Raw genomic sequence first — 20,413 nt, 5'->3', positions numbered from 1 at the left:
AGAAAACTGAGCAGATGAAAACATAGTGGTTAACATACGAAATATGTTGACAACCGCGAAAAATACTCGCATATTTGCAACCAAACAGGTCATTGGTCGCAAATATGCTATTTATCTATATCTATAATTTTCAACAACTTACGATCAATAGTTACATCGGTGCACAGGCAAAAGCAATGCTTTAAGGCTGGAAAAGCATACAGATAGGGATATCAAAGCATTGAGTTTGAGGGACAATCTGCATGCTATAGAAAGGCAAACTGCATGCTATTGCATCAAAACAGACCGACGGTTGTGCAAAAAAGTGCTAAACAACATCCAAAAAGAGCATAATTTTTCTAGAATGAACTTTTTGAAAATACCAAAAATATGAACAATTATTGGAAAACCGAGATTATTGCCTGGAAGATAAGGCCGCAAGCATAAACACCGACGAAGCTAATCGACTCCCATGTTGAGTCATCAATCTTTAATGTTGTACGATGGGGATGGAAAGGATTGGCATAGAAGGTTGCCGCCCATGCACAAACGACGTGAATGAACAATGCCCCCTGGAATGCGAGAAAACATTCCAGGGGGCATTGCTTTGGTTAGTGCCTTATCGAACGAACAGCTTGCGATGGTTCACCACATACACGCCTTTTTGCAATCCTTGCAGACTCTTGTTCTCGCTTACTTGCGAGCGAACAAGGCGTCCATCCAGTGCGTATACATTCACTTTGCGTTGGCCTGTCTGTGCTGAGGACACCTTGTCAATGCCCGTCACCACACCTTTCTTGCCAGAGGTAAAGTCGTAGTAGCCGCCGTTAACAAATTCCAAGTTGGCGGTTTGCTTGCTTCCGTTGTCACAGTTGAAGATGATGCCGGCGTCGGGGTTGTTGACAGGCTTGGTCTGCTTGTTCCAACTCCATTTGTAAACCTTGTTGCCAGCCTTGGTCGTTCCTACGTACCGGCAGTCCGTGCCGGGCCATGAGCCACCGGTGTAGTTGGCTTTTTGGTCCCACTGCCAGCAGCGCACGTCGCCTGTCCAGAAGCTCGGGGCCTCGAAGAAAGCGCATCGCTCGTCGTTGTCGATGGTGCAGAACGCGGGCGGCGTAAACGTTTGCGGCTTCTCGTCGGCGATAGCTTGGACGGCCGAAATGTCCACGTTGTCGGCCACATAGTATTTATAGCCATCCCCCTCCACGGCTATTTTGTAGCCGTTGGCGTCATAGCTGTCGGGTGTTCCCAAGGCCAGCAGCACGTTGCCATTCTCGCCTCGCACGTTCACGATATAGCCATTGCCATGTCGCTCGGACTTGAGGATGGCGCTTTGGTTGGAAATGCCGGCGGCTTTGCGAGCCAAGATGAGCTTCTTGAGTTGGGTTTTGAACTGTTTCCAATGGGTGAGAAACACGCAGGGAGTGCCTGGCATGGCCATGATGTAGGCGTTGGCGGCTATGTGGTTGGCCACGAGGCGGTTGTTGTCGCGGTCGGTGTCGTGGTTGTCCACGAAGGTCACGGCGTACCTGCTGTATGCGGGGTCCTTGGCTGGGCAGTCGCCGTCCAGACGATTCCATTGGCCGCTGCCGAGCGCGTCTTTGATGTAATATTTCAGTGCGAAGTCGAACGCCGCGCTCTGTATCTTTCCATCTACCTTGGTGCCGTCTAACCAGCTTTTCAGTTTGGCGGGATCACCGTCCCAGTATTCGCCCACGGAGTAGGTGGGTTGGGCCGAAGCGTTATACTCGCCAATGTATTTTGCGGAGAAACCCTTCACCATGTCGTAACGAAAGCCGGTGTAGCCAAGTTCTTCTTTGAGAAACCGCAAGTATAGTTTCACGTTCTTTCGCACGTTGTCCGAGGTGTGGTCAAGGTCTCGGCATCCGGAAAAGTCGTCGCCGGTGTCCATCGCTCCCGACACGTCGTAGCCGTTTCGCTTGGTGTTTCCGCCATCATCGTTTTGGCAGATGTCGGCCAGTGACCAGTGCATGGTTTGCCCTTTCCATGTCTCCTCGGGAAAGTTGCACCAGTTGGTGTTGCCATTTCGGTGGTTGATGACCACGTCTTCGATGATACCAGTGCCTTTTTCTTTGAAGGTCTTGATCATCTTGCGCAGTTGGTCCTCTGTGCCAAACGCGCTCTTGTGGTTGAACCACCAAATGGGGGCGTAGCCCATCTGGTCTTGCAGCTTGTTGCAATAGCCCGACTGCGGCACCCATATCAGGTCGAAATATTGCGACAGCTCGTCGGCCTGGCTCTCGAGATTGGTCCACTGCGTGTCGCTGTAGCTGTCCCAATAAAACGCTTGCAACATCACGCCCTTGTAATCTTTGGGCCAACCTTGTGCGAAAAGAGGCGCAGGAATAGCCAAGAATAGGAATAAAAAGGTTTTAAATAGTTTCATAGTGTTAGTTGATTTTGCTGATATACAGCTTAATGACAATTCACTTTGTGCAGTTCAAAAAAAACATGATAGATTCACACCTTGAATCCTCCTGCAAGAAATTGCAACCTGATGTCAGTCACAGGTGACTAAACGAAAAGGCCGTCTCCATTACGGAGACTTGCCTTTCCTACTTGATTATATTACTCACTAAATATAACTCTCGTATGGTTATTGATATTTACCAGTTCCCTTTGAGAAATTTAGATAAGCTTTCTGACCCGCTTTAACATTCACTCGTGTTTGGTCTCCGCCCTTGCCACGGTAATCGATCTTTCCTTTTGCGGTGACAATGAACTCAGATTGCCACCAGTCATGTCCAGGAACACTGACGCACATACGTACTTCGTCTGCTTTTGCGAAAGCCTTTGAAACAAAAACACCGTCTTCCGTGGTAGGCTCCGTGAAGAGATTTGCATCCTCAATGCCCCACGAACCAACTGTATTCCCAATGAGGTACACTTTTGGTTTACTGATGGTGACGCTTCTGGAAGCACCGTTTGTTACGGTCAGTTGATACCATCCAGCATTGGCAATGGTAATGTTACCGTCAGTATCACTGACACCTGCATTGGCCTCATCATGAATGGTTGCCTGCATACCGAAGTCGTTGCCCCAATTTGCTTGCGGTGCAAACTTGAATTGTTCGCCAGCATGGAGATAAACGATAGTCCAGAACAAATCAGTAGTACCGTAGACAGGAACTAACTGTTTCCATGTTTTTCCCCAACCGTAATGGTTGCCTGTGAGGTAAAGCTCTGGATCGCTCATCGGGGTTACCTTGAATGTGAGATCAAGCATGTTGAACTCCAGCTTGTAATATTTGGCATTTTCAACTGCCTCAACTTTCAGATTGCCTCCAGCGTTGCCACCTGCAATCTTTCCTTCTGCTTCATCTTTTGATGCCGTATAACATTTATCCCAAGAACCGATGCCCGAAACAGGATTCAACTTAAATTCTACGCCATTACCTACTTGCGCAGCTGTCAGGGTAATGGTAAAGACCGGATCTTTATAGACATCATCTTCGTTGTTGACAACAGGGAAATCTTTATTGTTATTATCCCATCCATTGATGCTGCCTACAAGGTAGTAAGTATTCTCGATAACGGGTGCTTCGGGTGTGATAATAGCCTTAGTGCTGGCTTGGTTTTTGATGCTTTGCCCCTCAATAATGGTGAATGCCGTAACATCCAAATCAATGGTTCGCGCCACTGGACGATGTCCAAAAAGCTGAAGTACCGCTTCTTCCAATTCTGCGGATTTAACCTTTCCCAGCGCATCGGCCTTCAAAGTTTTAGAATCAGACTTGTTTGTATTGTACAGCACAACGGTATAAGTGTTCACACTGCCCTCAGCAGCTTTGACAACGGGTGTGAAAAGTTGCACAGAGTCGGTCGTCAACTTGGCAAAATCAATGGCCTCGGCAGGTTGAATGGTCAAACTTACTGTCGCTGGGTCTTCATGATTTGACTGTGGATTTGCCCAATCTGTATAATCGTTGGAGCAACTTGCCATCAGCAAGAAGAGCCCCATTGTATAGAATAGCTTTTTCATTTTATATCTTTTTGAAGTGGCTGGGAGACTCAAAAGAGCCTCCTTTCTGCCACAAATTCAATTATTGGGCGACAAACTGGTATGAACCGAGAATGTCGTTAAAATAAACTTTATAGGTTCCCTTTTTGTAGCGAATGTTCTTTCCGCCACCTGTGCCTGTACCCAAGGGGAAATCTTCAGCGCCCCAATTCACATCCCAAGAACCATTGGTGAACTTCACACCTTCGTCATTGCTGATGTTTGCATCGGCATCAAAGTTTACCGTAGTGGTCCAGTCATGATTTTCTCCACCAGTAGTGACTTTTGTCAAAGCATTCTTCTCTGGTTTCCAACCCTGATAGGTTCCAGGAAGAGTGATGGTAGGATAGGTCGTTACAGCAGCCGTGTACAGCTCCATTTTTGCCGTATGTTCAGTGGTGTTGACCGTGATTTTATAATAACCCGCATCTTTCACCTTGATATTACCAGGATCATCACCTCCATTGCGATAAACAAAGTGTCCGTCTTTATCACCGCACATACCGTAATCCCAACTACCAGGCTTCTCTATAATTTTGAACTCGCCACCAGCGGGGAAATAACCCACATACTGAATAAGACCACCTCCTGTAACTTTGTCATAGCTTTCGCCTGCAATGGTATACATAGGAATCATGGAAACCCCTATCGCATCTGAGCCATTAGACCATTTTCCGTCAGCGATGCAACCACCGATGAGATACCAAATCTGTGGCGCAGCATCCTTCAGTTCGACATAATAAGGACTAACGTTGATTTTTACCGTGTTTGAATAAATCTGAGAAACTGTCTTCAATACAGCTTTAGCACGCACATACACGGTTTGTGTAGCAGGAACAGCTCCGTCAGCCCATTTGGCTATTTGCTGAAAAGCCTTAGCCAGTTCTGTCACATTGACATCCGCACTACATACATTATACACGGTTGTCAGTTCTTTATAGTTAGCCTTAGTAGCCCCACTCTTATCAGCTTGCTCTTGAGCATAGGACGTTGTGAAGTTACCATCAAGCGACACTTGCAACTGGTAGTCCACCTTAGCAGGAAAACCATAATCGGGTTGTGACCAGGTAAAGTGCAACGTTTCTGATGATGCCATATCGATGGTAGATGTGGCATAAGCCGGTGTGTTCAACATGAATGTGGCTGGCTCCTGTACCACAGGGTTCGAGCCGCGGTCGTCATCGCAGGCCGTCAACAGACCAGCAGTGCAACACAACAGCAATATTGATTTTAAAATTGTTTTCATATCTGTTTTCGTTGAATGTTAATAACCTGTGTTTTGTTTCAAATTCTCATTCACAGAAAGATCGCTGTACGGCAACGGGAAGATGTTTCGCTGTGCATTGAAATTGCGTCCGTTGGCAGCACCGCCCTTCCATGACCATACATAATCGCTGTTACCTCCGAATTTGCCGTAGCGTATCAAGTCAACACGTCGCTGACCCTCGAAATAAAATTCTCTGCTTCGCTCGTCCAAAATATCATTGATGCTGTATCCAGCTTTAGTAGAAGCATGCGAACGTTGACGAAGTTCGTTCAACAAGGCCACTCCTTCAGCTGTTGCTACATTATTGTTCATACGAGCTGTTGCCTCTGCATAGGTGAGATAAGCTTCAGCTGTACGGAAAAAGAAGAAGTCTGTGTCAGCAAATCCTGTATTCGTAGCAGCTGCACCGTCACTCTTCACATTGGTGAATTTCATGACAGAATAGCCCTTTTTGAAATCAACGATATCTTTTACGGATTCAATCTCAAGGGTACGATTTTTTCCCCAGAAAATGGCTCGGTCGTCACCTGCCTGCTTGATCATAACCGCAGGTTCGGCCTGTGGTGCATTTCCACTTGGGAAAAACTTTGAGACAAGTTCTTTTCTAGCACGGTTACCACCCCATGTGCCAGTGGTTCCATTGCTTGGCATGTCGTTCTTATAAGAGGACGCTATCATGAATGTCGTACATCCATAAGCGGCAGTCTTGTCTCCTTGCTGTAGAATGGGGAAAATTGCTTCGACAGATGAACCATTTTCACCATTATCACCCATGAACATCAACTGGTAAGCGCTGTATCCTCCTTTGGCTGTCTTACTTAACTGATAGGGAGAGTCAATGACCTTCTTGGCGTATTCAGCAGCCTTAGTCCATTGCGGTGTACCTGTATAGATCTGTGCATTGAGGTACAATCTGGACAGAAGCATCCATGCTGCCGCTTTGTCAATACGTCCATAACCTGCGTCTTTCGATGTCTTTGGTTTAGCATCCGACAAATTTGGTTCTATTTCCAACAACTCTTTCTCGAGCCACTGATACACTTCTGCTTGTGTTTTCTGTGTGGGTTTCTCTGGAGTGATGGCTGTTGGCAAAGGTATGTTCCCAAAGGCGTCCATCGCCAAGTAAAACTGTAGGGCACGCAAGAACCGTATCTCAGCTGTCTGTGTGGCATTCACATCACTCGCAACCCCCAAGTATTGGTTACAAATGGAGATACCATAATACAGACGATTATAATAGATGCTGAGCATCATGTTGCTGGCATCTTGCTCGTTGGTATTGAGTGTTGTTACTCCAGGGTCGGGCCAAGCACAGATAGCTTCATCGGTTGTCAGTTCGTTGGCATTGAACATCTGACGCACCAATCCTGCTGTTCCTCCATCATCGGCTGCGATATTGGCTTTTCCAGGACCTTCAATGCCTTCCAAGCCAAAGTTGGCATAGCACATATTGAACAGCGCAGTTGGATCGAGCTTTGTGTTCTTATTCGGATCGATGGGTGTGACATCCAGGTCACCCACACAAGATCCCATTCCCATTGTCAGCAACAAGATTGCCACGGGAAAAATCTTTTTTGTATATTTGATGATATATCTTTTCATGACGTACTATCTTTATGAATGATTAGAAATTCAAATTGAGACCAAAAATGAATGAAATAGGGCGTGGATACAGCTCATAATCAATACCGCTGAATACCTCTGGATCCAGTCCTTCATATTTGGTGACCGTAAAGACATTGGAAACCGTTCCATACAAACGGCCACTCAGCCCTCGTCCATTTCCACTCTTGAAGAGATTAGCGAAGCTATAGCCCAAGGTAATGTTATCCATCTTCAGGAACGAAGCATTGCGGATAAAGTAATCACTTTGCATCCACTCGCTTGACTGCCAATTCAGTTTGACGGCAGCTTTAGGTCTTTGTTCCAAGAAAGATGATGGTGCCCATAGCTGACTCATATTGCTTCGACTGGCCAATACGTCATTATAAACATAATTACCGATATTCGCACGCAGGGAGAAACCCAAGTCCCAGTTCTTGTATTCCAAGCGAGAAGCCAGCCCCATAGTGACGGGTGCAGCACCTTGTTTATAGAAATAGCGATCATCGTCCGTGATAGAGCCGTCACCATTACGGTCTACCACTACGCCTTCGATGGCATTTCCGTCTTTATCGTATGCTTGTTGATAAGCCCAGAAAGCAGAGGATGGGTGACCTACTGCGAAAGCTTGAATCTTCTTTCCAATACCAGTATGCAATCCATTACCACTTTCTATCGGTTTTGTATTGGCACCCGTCAGTGCTGTAATGGTATTATTGTTGTAGGTAAAGTTATAGTCTATAGTCCAATACCAATCGTTTGATTGTATCGCCTTCCAACTGACTGAAGCCTCAACACCAGTGTTTTTCAACGAACCAATATTGGTCATCACTCTGTTGTCGAAGTTAGTTCCAGCAGCAGCGGGTGCAGAGTTCAACAAGTCTGTCGTCTTACGGTAGTACCAATCTACACTACCAGTCAAACGTTGGTTGAAGAGTCCCCAATCAAGACCGATGTTATAAGTGGTCGTTGTTTCCCATTTCAAGTTTTCATCGTAAGCCTGAGGTGTATACAGATTGCCGTTTCCAAGCAGAGGATAGAACGACTGTGTACCTGTATTCATTTTATAGATGGCAAAATAGTTATAATCACCGATGCCTTCCTGCTGACCTGTCATACCCCAACCTAAACGCAGCTTCAGGTCAGACAGCCATTTGATATTGCGGAACTTGTTCTCATCATTAATTTTCCATGCGAATGCAAAAGATGGGAACCATGCCCAATGCTGTTTGAAACGTGACGCACCATCGGCACGAACCGTTGCCGTGAGATAGTATCTATTCATCAATGTATAGTTGGAACGACCGAAGAAAGAAACTAAATAGTTCTCTGTTTCTGTAAAGAACGGTGTATGGTCGGTTTCCTCACCAGGTTTAATCGTACTCGTTTTCTGATAGTACCCAGTATAATCATTCTTTTCATTATGCCAGAAGTGCTGCCACTCATAACCTGCCATCACATCAAAGTGATGATTCACGTCAAAGTCTTTGAAATACTGTCCGTAAGCACTGAGTGACAAGTTGCGTTTCAACTTCTCCTCAGCGCCATAGCTTCCATAATAGAAAGCCTCAAGAGCGGTAGGGCCGACATTCTTAGTTTGTCGTCCTTTTGAGATGTCCGCACCCAGCGTGGCGTGAAAACGAAGGTCTTCAAAACCATGAACCTTATAGTCAATGTCAGCACTTCCCACAAACGATCGGCTGTAAGCTTTCTCATGATGTAAGTCAAGAGCTGCCACAGGGTTTCCTGGAGCCAAGCTATTGTAAGTTGTCTTGTAGGTGGGGTCAATATCAGTGACACCTCCTTTGCTTTTCCATTGGAAATACCCACCGTAATGCGCAGCATCTTCTCCATTGTCATAAATGCTCTGCGTTGGATCAAAACGGAAAGCATCACTAATGGCTGCATAATTGGCATACTGCGTCTCTGCATACATTCCTTTCGCATTCAGGTTCAATGTCAAATGGTCTTGGAAGAATGATGGGTTCAAGTTCACCGCAGCTGTAGCACGATTAAAGTCCGTTGTCTTCAAGATACCCTGCTGTCCAGTATATCCTATTGACACACGATAGGGCAATCCTTTCACGGCTCCCTGTACAGCCACATTATGATCGTGGCTGATGGCAGTGCGATAGATTTCCTTCTGCCAATCAGTGTTGGAGGTGCCAAGGGCTTTTGCGGCATCGCTATCTTTACCATAGTGATTGATAATAAAGCTGCGATATTCGTCGGCATTCATCAATTCGAGCGAGCCATTCTTCTGACTTACCGTTACGTTACCGTTGTAACTAACCTGAACTGGCATGCCCTTCCGTCCTTTCTTGGTTGTGATGATGATGACACCATTCGAACCACGACTACCATAGATGGCGGTTGCGGAAGCATCTTTCAGCACGTTGAACGACTCAATATCCTGCGGATTGACCATCGAAAGCGGATTGGAAAGCCCCTGTACGCCATTATTGTCCATGGCGATACCGTCAATGACAATCAATGGATTATTACTGGCATTCAGTGAAGAACCACCGCGTACACGAATGTTAGCTCCGCTACCCGGTGCACCACCGTCACTGGTGATATTGACACCAGCCACCTTTCCTGCTAACATGTCCTGAGGTGTCACCACCAAACCCTTATTTTTACTGTCGGGTTTCAAGGCTGTTACGGAACCTGTAAGATCGCTTTTCTTCACCATACCGTAACCGATAACAACTACTTCGTTCAACGACTGCCCGCCTGCTTCTTTCAACGTGATGACCACATCCGCGGCTGCGGCAACTTCGGCCTTTTCGTAACCGATGTAATTCACCGTAATCATCGCACCAGCATTGGCTTTGAGCACGAAGTTTCCATCAATATCAGTAACCACGCCTCCATCTTGTCCTGAGACTCTAACGGTGGCACCAATAATGGGTTCGCCGGTTTCATCCTTCACATGGCCTTTCACGTCAATTTGTTGCGCGAAGGCACTGACTGATAACACCAACACACATAACAGCGTTAGCATTCTCAGCGGCAATGTAAAATTTACCTGCTTCATCTTTCTTGTTTTTAGTTAATGTAAATATAATAAATTTAGTGTATCGCTTAGGTCGTGCTCCCTGATGTTCATGATCCGTCATGACTCATTTGTTTGTGCCTTTCACATGAAGGCCAGGGAAATGCTATGAGGAGACTTGATGTTTCTCTTATCTGTCCGGTTAGTAGCTCCTCTCTGCGTGCAAAGTTAGTATTGTTTAACCTTTAACATACTATTTTTCCTGCAAATTCGTTGTTTTAGTAGCGCAAACGTTTGCATGAAAGATTTGATTAGAAATCAAAGACTTGCTTTCCTGCATTCTCAGTTTTTGCATACATTTGTATCACTAATAACAACCTAAATGGATATTTTGTCACCGCTCACAATGAAAGACATTGCAAAAGAACTGGGTGTTTCTGTTGCAACGGTTTCGCGTGCGTTGAAAGATAACCCGAGCATCAGCAAAGAACAACGGGAAAAGATACAGGCCTACGCGCGCGAACATAATTTCTATCCCAACGTCATCGCCGAGTCGCTGCGCAACAGCAAGGTGAAACCGCTGAGAGTCATTGGCGTCATCGTTCCACAGCTGTCACATTTTTACTTCTCCAGTATCCTCTCCGGTATCGAAGAGGAAGCCAGTGCCCGCGGCTATCGCATTATGGTGGCGCAGAGCAATGAGAAGTACGATCGTGAAGTACGCATCTGCCAGGATTACTTTGAGAACAAGGTGTGCGGCGTCATCGTCTCACAAGCCAAAGACACCGTACGCTACGAACATTTCCAGAAACTCATAGACCACGGCATGCCACTTGTGTTTTACGACCGTATTTGTACGGGCGTGGAATGTAGTAGAGTGGTGGTAGATGACTATATGGGTGCCTTCAATGCGGTCACGCACCTCATACAGACTGGCTGCCGACGCATTGCTTACTACGGCACACTGATGACCATGGAGATTTCCAAGAACCGTTACAACGGCTACCGTGATGCCATCACCAAGTACGGACTGAAGGCTGACGACCGTTTTTTCCGAATCTGCGACAACCGCGCCGACGCTGAGCTAATCACCCCCGAGCTTCTAAGCCAGGAGGAAGCCCCCGATGCTTTCTTCGCTGTAAACGATGACACGGCCGTGGGCATTCTCTACGCTGCCAAGCGCATGGGCTATCGGATACCCGAGGATATCTCCATCTGTGGCTTTACCAATGGTGACCGTGCCAAGGCCTGCGACCCCATGCTCACCACCGTAGAGCAACGTGGCGTGCGGGTAGGCGAAGAGGCGGCTAACATCCTCATTTCTCGTGTGGAGGGTTTCATTCCACCTGATAAGATTGAAAAGAGAATCGTCAGAACAAAACTTATCATCAGAGGAACAACGAGATAATGTTTAGTTGACGAGTTAACAAGTTGACAAGTTGACGAGTCAATAGATTGATTAGTTGACAAGCTAACAAACTGACAAGTTAATGGTTAACAAAAGCGAATCTCAACAATATATTACTTGATAAGTTATCAACTGTCGACTAAAAAAACTATCAACTCGTAAACTCGTAAACTAACAACTCGCAAACTAACAACTCGCAAACTAATAAAACTATCAACTCGTGAACTCGTAAACTATTAACTCGTAAACTATATGAATGAATTAAAAAAGAAGCCCGACATGAGCTTTTGGAAACTTTGGAATTTAAGTTTCGGATTTTTCGGTGTACAGATTGCGTACGCGCTGCAGAGTGCAAACATCTCACGTATCTTTGCCACATTAGGTGCCGACCCACACAATCTTAGTTATTTTTGGATATTACCTCCCCTCATGGGAATCGTAGTACAACCCATCATTGGTACTTGTTCAGATCGCACATGGACCAGATACGGACGCCGCATACCCTACTTGTTCATCGGCGCAGCGGTTGCGGTACTGGTGATGTGCCTGTTGCCCCACTCCGGCTCGTTTGGGATGACGGCATCGGAGGCTATGATTTTCGGACTTGTCATGCTCATGTTCCTCGACACCTCTATCAACATGGCCATGCAACCGTTTAAGATGCTCGTGGGCGACATGGTGAACGAACGACAGAAAGCCAAGGCCTATTCCATTCAGAGCTTGCTGTGCAATGCTGGTTCGTTAGTGGGTTATCTGTTTCCATTCTTCTTTGCGCTGTTGGGCATCGCCAACACAGCACCCAAGGGCGTCATCCCCGACTCGGTGATCTACAGCTTTATCGTGGGTGCGGGCATCCTCATTCTCTGCGTCAACTACACCATCTCCAAGGTACGGGAGTGGCCACCGCAGGAGTACGAGCAGTACAACGGCAGTTTGAAGTCGGACACGGAGAAGAAAGAAAACTGGATTAGTCTACTCAAGCATGCACCCTCCACTTTCTGGAAGGTAGGCATCGTGCAGTTCTTCAGTTGGATAGCCTTCATGTACATGTGGACCTATACGCACGGCACCGTAGCCGCCAACGTTTGGGGCACCACCGACATGGCCAGCGAGGGAGCACAAGAGGCTGGCAACTGGGTAGGCGTGCTGTTCGCCGTGCAGGCCATCGGCTCTGTGCTATGGGCACCGCTGCTCCCCAAACTCGGTAGTAGGAAGACCGCCTACGCCCTTAGTCTGGCATTGGGTGCCATTGGTTTTGCGGCCTGTACCGTAGTACACGACCAGTATTTGTTGTTCATTCCGTTCCTCCTCATAGGCTGTGCGTGGGCCGCCATCCTGGCCATGCCGTTCACTTTTGTCACCAATGCCTTGCAAGGTTATGGCCACATGGGTGCCTATCTCGGCCTGTTCAATGGCACCATCTGTATTCCGCAAATCGTGGCTGCGTTAATAGGAGGCACACTCCTCAGTCTTGTAGGCTCGGTACAAAGCCACATGATGTTCGTTGCGGGCATCTCACTGTTACTGGGTGCCGCCGCCGTATCGCTCATCAAGGATGTCAAGGCCTGACATTGGTTAGGAAGTGATTATTACAGAATTAGCTGTTGGCAGTTAACACTCGACCACAGTGGTAACGACCGCCTTCGAGAACAAATTTTTGCAGCAAGTTTTCATCCGTTCCGAGGAATATCATTTTTCTCCTTAAACGCAGGTGTAAAACGCCACTAAACGGAGGTGTAAAAGTGTCAAAAATATTGACATGCGCCCTCAATACTCGCGTATTTGCAAGCAACCAGTAGGTTGGCGGCAAATACGCGAATTTTGTATATCGTTCATTATCAAAACATTGTATATGACGAGTATTTTCGGTCGGCAGCAAACTCCATGCTATTGACTGCCAAAAGCATGGAGTTTGCAGGTCAACCACCATCACTTTTCTCTTCAAAAACATTGTTCTGTGCAGCCAAACTCTATGCTTTTGGCGCGACAAGGTGTAAAAACCGACCTTTAAAAGATTAAAAGCACCCTCTTGAGAAGCTAAAATGAGAATTTTGAAATGACCAAATAACCTAACAAAACCCTCCTTCAAAACACCTGCATTTGGAAGCAGAAAACAGTATTAATGCAAACGATTGCACAATATTTTTCTAATAATTAGACTTCTAAACTAACTTCACCTTACTTATTATTTATACATTTGCATATATTAAGAACCAAACCTAAAGTTACTCAACTACTATCCCTTAGTCTATGCATTTACAATTTAACATTGAATACAAAACGGTTTTTGGGGAAGACCTCATCTTGAATGTAGCGAATGATGGTCAGCCTGTAGATGGGCTTTATACCCCTTATAGAATGTACACCACCGACGGACTGCACTGGAAGTGCGACCTCAAGCTGCCTGCAACCGCAGACCATGCTTCCCTTTGCTACTACTACTCGGTAGAATGTGACGGAAAGGTAACGCGCAAGGAATGGACCACTCTAACCCACCGCCTTGACCTTACGGCAGCCAAAGCGAAGCAATACCATGTGTACGACCATTGGATGCAGATACCAGAAGACTCGTACTTGTATTCTTCAGCTTTCACCGACTGCCTTCACCGCAGCACATTGCAAGCCCTGCAGCCCACGGCTTACGAAAAGACGGTGCGCATCATTGTACGTTCTCCACAACTCAAACCCGACCAATATTTAGTGCTGTCGGGCGACACCGAGGCCTTGGGCGAGTGGAACATCAGCAAGGCACTGCCCATGACTCAGCACCAGCACAACGAATGGGTGGTAGACGTGGACGCTGAAACACTGAGCGAGCAGCACATAGAACTAAAGTTTGCTGCCCTGTCGTACTCCCTTCCCACGAACGACCCCATGTGGGAACCGTGCTTCAACCGCACCATTGACGTACCCAAGCTCAACCGTGGCGACGTAGTGGTGTACCACTTGGATCAGGCTTTCATGCCCATGCCCAACACAAAGGTGGCTGGAACATTGGTTCCCGTATTCTCACTACGCAGCAAAGGCAGCTTTGGCGTGGGCGACTTTGGCGACCTCAAGGCAATGATTGACTTTGTGGAAGCCACCGGGCAGCACGTCCTTCAGCTGTTGCCCATCAACGACACCACAGCCACCTATACTTACACAGACTCTTACCCTTACAGCTGCATCAGCGTATTTGCGTTGCATCCGCTCTATTGTGACTTGCGCCAACTGCCCAAGCTCAACGACAAGGCGCAACAAGCGCAATTTGACGCTTTGCAAGAAGAGCTGAACTGTCTGCCACAGATAGACTATGTGCGCGTGATGAAAGGCAAGATGGATTTCTTACAGCTACTCTTCAAGCAAGAGGGCAAACGCGCCATGGGCACCAAGGCGTACAAGGCGTTCTTCGAAAAGAGCGCGCGCTGGCTGGTGCCTTACGCACAGTTCTGCTACCTGCGCGACCAATACGGCACGGCAGACGCTACACAATGGCGCGACCACCACACATGGAACGAGGCAGACCGCAAGGCGTTAAGCACCCCAAGCAACAAGGCATATCAACAAGTAGCGTTCTACTACTTCGTGCAGTTTGTGCTATACACCCAAATGAAGGAGGCGCACGCTTATGCGCAAAGCAAGCGCATCGTACTCAAAGGCGACGTGCCGATTGGTGTCAGTCGCCACGGTTGTGACGTTTGGGTAGAACCCAAATACTTCAACATGGACGGACAGGCTGGTGCGCCACCCGATGATTTCTCCGTAAACGGACAGAATTGGGGGTTCCCCACCTACAACTGGGACGAGATGTTGAAAGACGGATGCGCCTGGTGGGAACGCCGTTTCAAGAACATGGCAGAGTTCTTCGACGCTTACCGCATCGACCATGTGCTGGGATTCTTCCGCATTTGGGAAATACCTATTAGCTGTGTCAACGGCTTGTGCGGTCAGTTTTCGCCATCGTTGGGCATGTCGCGCGAGGAGATAGCATCCTACGGACTCAACTTCCAAGAAGATTTGTTTACGAAGCCTTACGTCCGCAACTGGGTCATCGACAGAGTGTTTGGCGAACATCGGGAAGAGGTAATCGCCAAATATCTCAACCATATTCACGACGACGTGTTTGAGTTGAACGAGCATTTCAACACCGAGCGCAAGATTGAAGCAGCTTTCGAGGGGCAAGAAATGGACGAGAAGAACACTTGGATACGCGACGGACTGTATGCACTTGCCAACGATGTGTTGTTTGTTCGTGACAAGAAGAATCCCCATCTGTTCCACCCACGCATCACGGCACAGTTCAACTTCATCTACGAAAGTCTGTGGGATGTGGACAAACAGGCATTCAACCGTTTGTACAACGAGTACTACTATCGCCGCAACAATCAGTTCTGGTATCACGAGGCGATGAAGAAATTGCCTAAATTGGTACAGGCTACCCGCATGTTGGTGTGTGCCGAAGACTTGGGGATGGTGCCCGATTGCGTGGCATGGGTGATGAATGAGTTGCGTATCTTAAGTCTTGAAGTGCAGTCGATGCCCAAAGACCCAAAGGTAACCTTTGGCTATTTGCCTGGCAACCCCTACAGAAGCGTGGCTACCATATCCTCACACGACATGCCAACGCTGCGCCAATGGTGGGACGAGGACTACCCTCGCACACAGCATTATTACAACACCATGCTGGGAAAGGAAGGACCTGCCCCTCACCCACTGCCGGGTTGGTTGGCTCGCGACATCATTTGGCAACACTTGGCATCGCCCTCCATGCTCTGCATCCTGTCCATACAAGACTGGTTGTCCATGGACGAACGACTCCGATTGGACGATGCCAACGCCGAACGCATCAACATTCCTGCCAATCCAAAGCATTATTGGCGTTATCGGATGCACCTGAACATAGAAGACATGCTGACCGACAACAGCTTGGTGAGCAATCTATGTGAGCTGAACTCACAGTCGGGAAGGGCTTGACACCCTACCCCTCACACCTATAGCCACAAGGGTTTGCGCCCTTGTGGCATACCTTTGAACCACAACATCATGAAGAAAATCAATCTTATCCTTTTGTTTTTTATGCTGCCAATGGCACTGTTGGCACAAGTAGTCAAATCGCCCAATGGCAATGTAAGCGTCAACTTCAGTCTGCAAGGCAACGGGGTACCCACCTATTCCATGACCTACAAAGGCAAAGCTGTGGTGAAACCGTCGCACTTGGGATTGGAGCTCATGAAGGACAAGCACGCCTCCAAGGGGCTTCGGGAAACCGACTTGATGAATGGGTTTACGGTTAAAGACACGCAGACATCCACCTTTGACGAGACATGGAAACCTGTTTGGGGGGAGACCGCAACCATCAGAAACCAATATAACGAATTGGCGGTAACGTTGCATCAAGCCTCTTCGCAGCGTAATATCATTGTTCGGTTCCGTGTTTACAACGAGGGAATGGGATTGCGCTATGAATTTCCACAGCAAGACAGCTTGACCTATTTCCTCATTAAAGAAGAACATACACAGTTTGCCATGGCTGGCGACCATACGGCATGGTGGATTCCAGGCGACTATGACACGCAAGAGCAAAAGACACAGCAAAGCAAACTCTCCGAAATAAGGGGGCGTTTTCATGATGCAGTGAACTGGGGAAACTCGTCGGTGGCAGTGTTCTCACCCACAGGCGTACAGACCTCGCTGCAAATGAAAAGCCAAGATGGGCTGTACATCAACATCCACGAGGCAGCTTGTGTGGACTATTCTACCATGCACCTCAACTTGGACGACAAGACAATGACATTTGAAAGCTGGCTCACCCCAGACGCATACGGTGCCAAAGGGTGCATGCAAACCCCTTGTAAGAGTCCGTGGCGAACGGTAATGGTGAGCGATGACGCACGCGATATGTTGTCGAGCAACCTCATACTGAACCTCAACGAGCCGTGCAAGATAGAAGACACGAGTTGGATTCATCCCACAAAATATTGTGGTGTGTGGTGGGAAATGATTGTTGGCAAAAGCGCATGGAACTACACCGACGAGTTTCCGTCTATCAAACTTGACCAGATAGACTGGAGCAAAGCGAAGCCAAACGGACGCCATGCGGCTAACACAGACAAGGTGAAGCGATACATCGACTTCGCTGCCAAGAACGGATTGGACGAAGTTTTGGTGGAGGGATGGAACGTAGGTTGGGAAGATTGGGCGAACCATTGGAAGCAAGACGTGTTCGACTTCGTTACACCTTACCCCGATTTCGACCTGAAAGGACTCAACGAGTATGCCCATTCCAAGGGTGTAAAACTCTTGATGCACCACGAGACATCATCCAGTGCGGTGAATTATGAACGACATTTGGAGGAAGCCTTCAATCTCATGAACAAATACGGATATGATGCCGTGAAGACAGGATATGTAGGTGACATCATTCCTCGCGGCGACCACCACTTCTCTCAATCCATGAACGACCATTATATGTATGTGGTGAAGCAAGCCGCCAAGCACCATATCATGGTGAACGCGCACGAAGCGACACGTCCAACGGGCTTATGCCGAACATGGCCGAACATGGTTGGCAACGAAAGTGCAAGGGGTGGAGAGTACGAAGCCTTTGGAGGAAACAATCCAGACCATACCACTATCCTGCCCTTTACTCGCTTACAGGGCGGTCCGATGGACTACACGCCTGGTATTTTTGTAACGAAACTGTCAGAATGGAGCAACAATACCAGCTTTGTACACTCCACCTTGGCAGGACAGCTGGCACTCTATGTCACCATGTACAGCCCACTGCAAATGGCTGCCGACTTGCCCGAACACTACGAGAAGTACGATGATGCATTCCAATTCATACGGGATGTGGCTGTTGACTGGGACGACAGCAAGTATTTAGAGGCTGAACCCGGCGACTATATCACTGTGGCTCGCAAGGCAAAAGGTACCAACAACTGGTTTATCGGGGGCAAATGCGACGAGAATGGACATAAGAGTGTCATCAAACTCGACTTCCTCGACAAGGGTAAGAAGTACAAGTGCACGATTTATGCCGATGCTAAAAATGCCCATTACGACCACAACCCACAAGCTTATGTCATCACGCACAAAACCGTGAAGCGTGGAGACGTGTTGAAAATCAATCAAGCCAGCGGTGGCGGATTTGCCGTTTCGCTCATGGCGCAATAATCAATAACACCCTTACTTATGAGACATTATCAGCATTATATTTTCCTGTTGTTGGCTTTTCTCATGCCAACGGGCAAGTCACCTTTATCTGCCAAAGTGTTCGACGAGATGGTTTATTCGCCTCAAAAGACAGCTTTCAAGCTCAATGCTCCAAGCACAGCCAAGCGTGTCGTGCTGCGTTTGTACAAAGAAGGCGAAGGTGGAAAGCCCACAAAGACCGTCAAAATGAAGTCAATGGGCAACGATGTGTGGGCAAAAGAGATCAAGGGCGACCTGAAAGGTATGTACTACACCTTTGAAGTGTTGGGTTACCAACAGCACAAAGGAGGCGAGACACCAGGCGCGTTTGCCAAGGCTGTGGGCATCAATGGCAACAGAGGAGCCATCATTGACCTGAAGACAACCAACCCCGAGGGGTGGGAAAACGATAAGAGCCCCACACTCTCATCGCCCTCCGACTTGGTGTTATACGAGATGCACGTACGCGATTACACCGATTCGCCTACCTCTCCTGCCGTTCATAAGGGCAAGTTTGTGGGATTGGCTGAACCAAAAGCCATTGCCCACCTCAAAGAGTTAGGGGTGAATGCGGTACACTTGTTGCCTTCATTCGACTTTGCTTCGGTGGATGAACACCAAACCTCCAATGCCAACTACAACTGGGGATACGACCCAAAGAACTACAATGTGCCAGAGGGGTCGTACAGTACCAACGCCAAAGACCCGAAAGTGCGCATCAAGGAGTTCAAACAAATGGTGCAAGCCCTGCACAAGGCGGGCATTCGCGTCATCCTCGACGTGGTGTACAACCACACGTTCGACATCGAAAACAGTAACTTTCAGCGTACTTACCCCGATTACTATTACCGCAAAGACGCTGAAGGCAAGTATTCAAACGGGTCGGGATGCGGCAACGAAACAGCCTCGGACAAACCTCTGATGCGGCAATTCATGTTAGAATCGGTAAAATATTGGACTGACGAATATCACATCGACGGCTTTCGTTTCGACCTCATGGGCATTCACGACATAGCAACCATGAACGCCATTCGACAGGAAGTGGACAAGATAGACCCGTCTATTTATATCTATGGTGAGGGATGGAGCGCAGGCACTTGTGCTTATCCTGCGGACAAACTCGCTATGAAAGCCAACATCCAACAACTGCCAGGCATTGCAGCATTCAGCGATGAATTGCGCGACGCCTTGCGCGGTCCCTTCAGTGACGACAGGAAAGGAGCGTTCCTTGCAGGCATCGCCGGCGAGGAAGAGAGCATTAAGTTTGGCATCGCCGGTGCCATAGCACATCCACAAGTAGACATGAGCAAAGTGAACTACAGCAAAGCGGCATGGGCAACCGAACCCACACAGATGGTTAGTTATGTAAGTTGCCACGACGACATGTGCTTGGTGGACCGGCTGAAGGCCTCCATTCCCAACATTTCTACCGAAGAAATCATCCGATTGGACTTGCTTGCACAAACGGCAGTGTTCACTTCGCAAGGCGTTCCGTTTATGTTGAGTGGCGAAGAGATGCTCCGCGACAAGCAAGGGGTGCACAACTCGTTTAACTCTCCCATTGAAGTCAACCGATTGGATTGGAACAATTTGCAGCGTTACCCGCAGGTGTTCAGCTACTACAAGGGTCTCATAGCACTGCGAAAGAAATACCATGCGTTCCGTCTGGGCACTGCAGAAGCTGTGCGTCGAAACCTAAAGTTCTTGCCGACGCAACCATGCGTGGTGGCCTATCGGCTGTTGGACGAGCCTACCGACTGCTTCATATACGTATTGCTCAATGCCAATAAAACCGATAAGGAGATGGCTATGCCACATGGTTTGTACGACGTGCTGTGCTATGAAGGCGTTGTTGATGCGGACGGCATAGAGAAGTTGGTGATTGGGGAAGGCACCGACAAGGTGGTAATTCCTGCCCAATCGGCCTTGATTCTAAAGGAAACCATATTTAAAACCAAATGA

The 20,413-nt window shown here is 47.8% G+C and carries 11 protein-coding genes; 5 read left to right on the top strand and 6 right to left on the bottom strand.

The genetic code is table 11. The features are described 5' to 3' along the window. Positions 1-598: 598 nt before the first annotated feature. The 5 genes from HMPREF1254_RS06770 to HMPREF1254_RS06750 form a co-directional block, all read right to left on the bottom strand. Positions 599-2,386 carry an alpha-amylase family glycosyl hydrolase gene (locus HMPREF1254_RS06770; protein ID WP_023057967.1) on the bottom strand — a complete coding sequence of 596 codons (1,788 nt, stop codon included), beginning with the start codon at positions 2,384-2,386 and terminating at the stop codon, positions 599-601. Between the two features lie 210 nt (positions 2,387-2,596). Continuing rightward, complete coding sequence (locus tag HMPREF1254_RS06765; protein WP_023057946.1) at positions 2,597-3,982, bottom strand: Outer membrane protein SusF domain-containing protein; 1,386 nt, start codon at positions 3,980-3,982, stop codon at positions 2,597-2,599. Positions 3,983-4,043: 61 nt separating this feature from the next. After that, the gene (locus HMPREF1254_RS06760) at positions 4,044-5,246 is read right to left on the bottom strand and encodes a SusF/SusE family outer membrane protein (RefSeq protein ID WP_023057876.1); all 1,203 of its coding nucleotides are present in this window, start codon (positions 5,244-5,246) and stop codon (positions 4,044-4,046) included. Positions 5,247-5,264: 18 nt separating this feature from the next. Further along, a complete protein-coding gene (locus HMPREF1254_RS06755; RefSeq protein WP_023057963.1) occupies positions 5,265-6,869 on the bottom strand; it encodes a RagB/SusD family nutrient uptake outer membrane protein in 1,605 nt (534 codons plus the stop codon). Positions 6,870-6,891: 22 nt separating this feature from the next. Then, positions 6,892-9,909, bottom strand: a complete 3,018-nt coding sequence (locus HMPREF1254_RS06750; protein WP_023057930.1) for a SusC/RagA family TonB-linked outer membrane protein — start codon at positions 9,907-9,909, stop codon at positions 6,892-6,894. A 364-nt stretch (positions 9,910-10,273) separates the two neighbouring features. Between HMPREF1254_RS06750 and HMPREF1254_RS06745 the strand changes: the two genes are divergently transcribed. Together HMPREF1254_RS06745 and HMPREF1254_RS06740 are read left to right on the top strand one after the other, a co-directional pair. Next, positions 10,274-11,275 (top strand): LacI family DNA-binding transcriptional regulator, encoded by a 1,002-nt coding sequence (locus tag HMPREF1254_RS06745; protein WP_408939368.1) that lies wholly within the window; start codon positions 10,274-10,276, stop codon positions 11,273-11,275. Between the two features lie 252 nt (positions 11,276-11,527). After that, a complete protein-coding gene (locus HMPREF1254_RS06740; protein WP_023057925.1) occupies positions 11,528-12,844 on the top strand; it encodes an SLC45 family MFS transporter in 1,317 nt (438 codons plus the stop codon). Between the two features lie 28 nt (positions 12,845-12,872). Here HMPREF1254_RS06740 and HMPREF1254_RS06735 read toward each other — a convergent pair whose 3' ends face one another. After that, positions 12,873-13,364 carry a hypothetical protein gene (locus HMPREF1254_RS06735; RefSeq protein ID WP_036879196.1) on the bottom strand — a complete coding sequence of 164 codons (492 nt, stop codon included), beginning with the start codon at positions 13,362-13,364 and terminating at the stop codon, positions 12,873-12,875. Between the two features lie 161 nt (positions 13,365-13,525). On the opposite strand from HMPREF1254_RS06735, the gene HMPREF1254_RS06730 reads away from it, so the two are divergent. The 3 genes from HMPREF1254_RS06730 (at position 13,526) to pulA (ending at position 20,413) form a co-directional block, all read left to right on the top strand. After that, positions 13,526-16,231 (top strand): 4-alpha-glucanotransferase, encoded by a 2,706-nt coding sequence (locus HMPREF1254_RS06730; protein WP_023057949.1) that lies wholly within the window; start codon positions 13,526-13,528, stop codon positions 16,229-16,231. 69 nt (positions 16,232-16,300) lie between these two features. Then, entirely contained in the window at positions 16,301-18,433 is a 2,133-nt protein-coding gene (locus HMPREF1254_RS06725; RefSeq protein ID WP_036891161.1) for a glycoside hydrolase family 97 protein, read from the top strand. 63 nt (positions 18,434-18,496) lie between these two features. After that, a complete protein-coding gene (gene pulA / locus HMPREF1254_RS06720) occupies positions 18,497-20,413 on the top strand; it encodes a type I pullulanase (protein ID WP_051331302.1) in 1,917 nt (638 codons plus the stop codon).

It is taken from the genome of Prevotella sp. BV3P1, assembly GCF_000479005.1.
GTDB lineage: Bacteria > Bacteroidota > Bacteroidia > Bacteroidales > Bacteroidaceae > Prevotella.
This window is presented reverse-complemented; position numbering and strand designations above follow the sequence as displayed.

What these genes read in the sequence shown, in the direction of transcription:
- HMPREF1254_RS06770 (WP_023057967.1), bottom strand. Translation starts at nt 2,386, where the DNA reads ATGAAACTATTTAAAACCTTTTTATTCCTATTCTTGGCTATTCCTGCG.
- HMPREF1254_RS06765 (WP_023057946.1), bottom strand. Translation starts at nt 3,982, where the DNA reads ATGAAAAAGCTATTCTATACAATGGGGCTCTTCTTGCTGATGGCAAGT.
- HMPREF1254_RS06760 (WP_023057876.1), bottom strand. Translation starts at nt 5,246, where the DNA reads ATGAAAACAATTTTAAAATCAATATTGCTGTTGTGTTGCACTGCTGGT.
- HMPREF1254_RS06755 (WP_023057963.1), bottom strand. Translation starts at nt 6,869, where the DNA reads ATGAAAAGATATATCATCAAATATACAAAAAAGATTTTTCCCGTGGCA.
- HMPREF1254_RS06750 (WP_023057930.1), bottom strand. Translation starts at nt 9,909, where the DNA reads ATGAAGCAGGTAAATTTTACATTGCCGCTGAGAATGCTAACGCTGTTA.
- HMPREF1254_RS06745 (WP_408939368.1), top strand. Translation starts at nt 10,274, where the DNA reads ATGAAAGACATTGCAAAAGAACTGGGTGTTTCTGTTGCAACGGTTTCG.
- HMPREF1254_RS06740 (WP_023057925.1), top strand. Translation starts at nt 11,528, where the DNA reads ATGAATGAATTAAAAAAGAAGCCCGACATGAGCTTTTGGAAACTTTGG.
- HMPREF1254_RS06730 (WP_023057949.1), top strand. Translation starts at nt 13,526, where the DNA reads ATGCATTTACAATTTAACATTGAATACAAAACGGTTTTTGGGGAAGAC.
- HMPREF1254_RS06725 (WP_036891161.1), top strand. Translation starts at nt 16,301, where the DNA reads ATGAAGAAAATCAATCTTATCCTTTTGTTTTTTATGCTGCCAATGGCA.
- pulA (WP_051331302.1), top strand. Translation starts at nt 18,497, where the DNA reads ATGCCAACGGGCAAGTCACCTTTATCTGCCAAAGTGTTCGACGAGATG.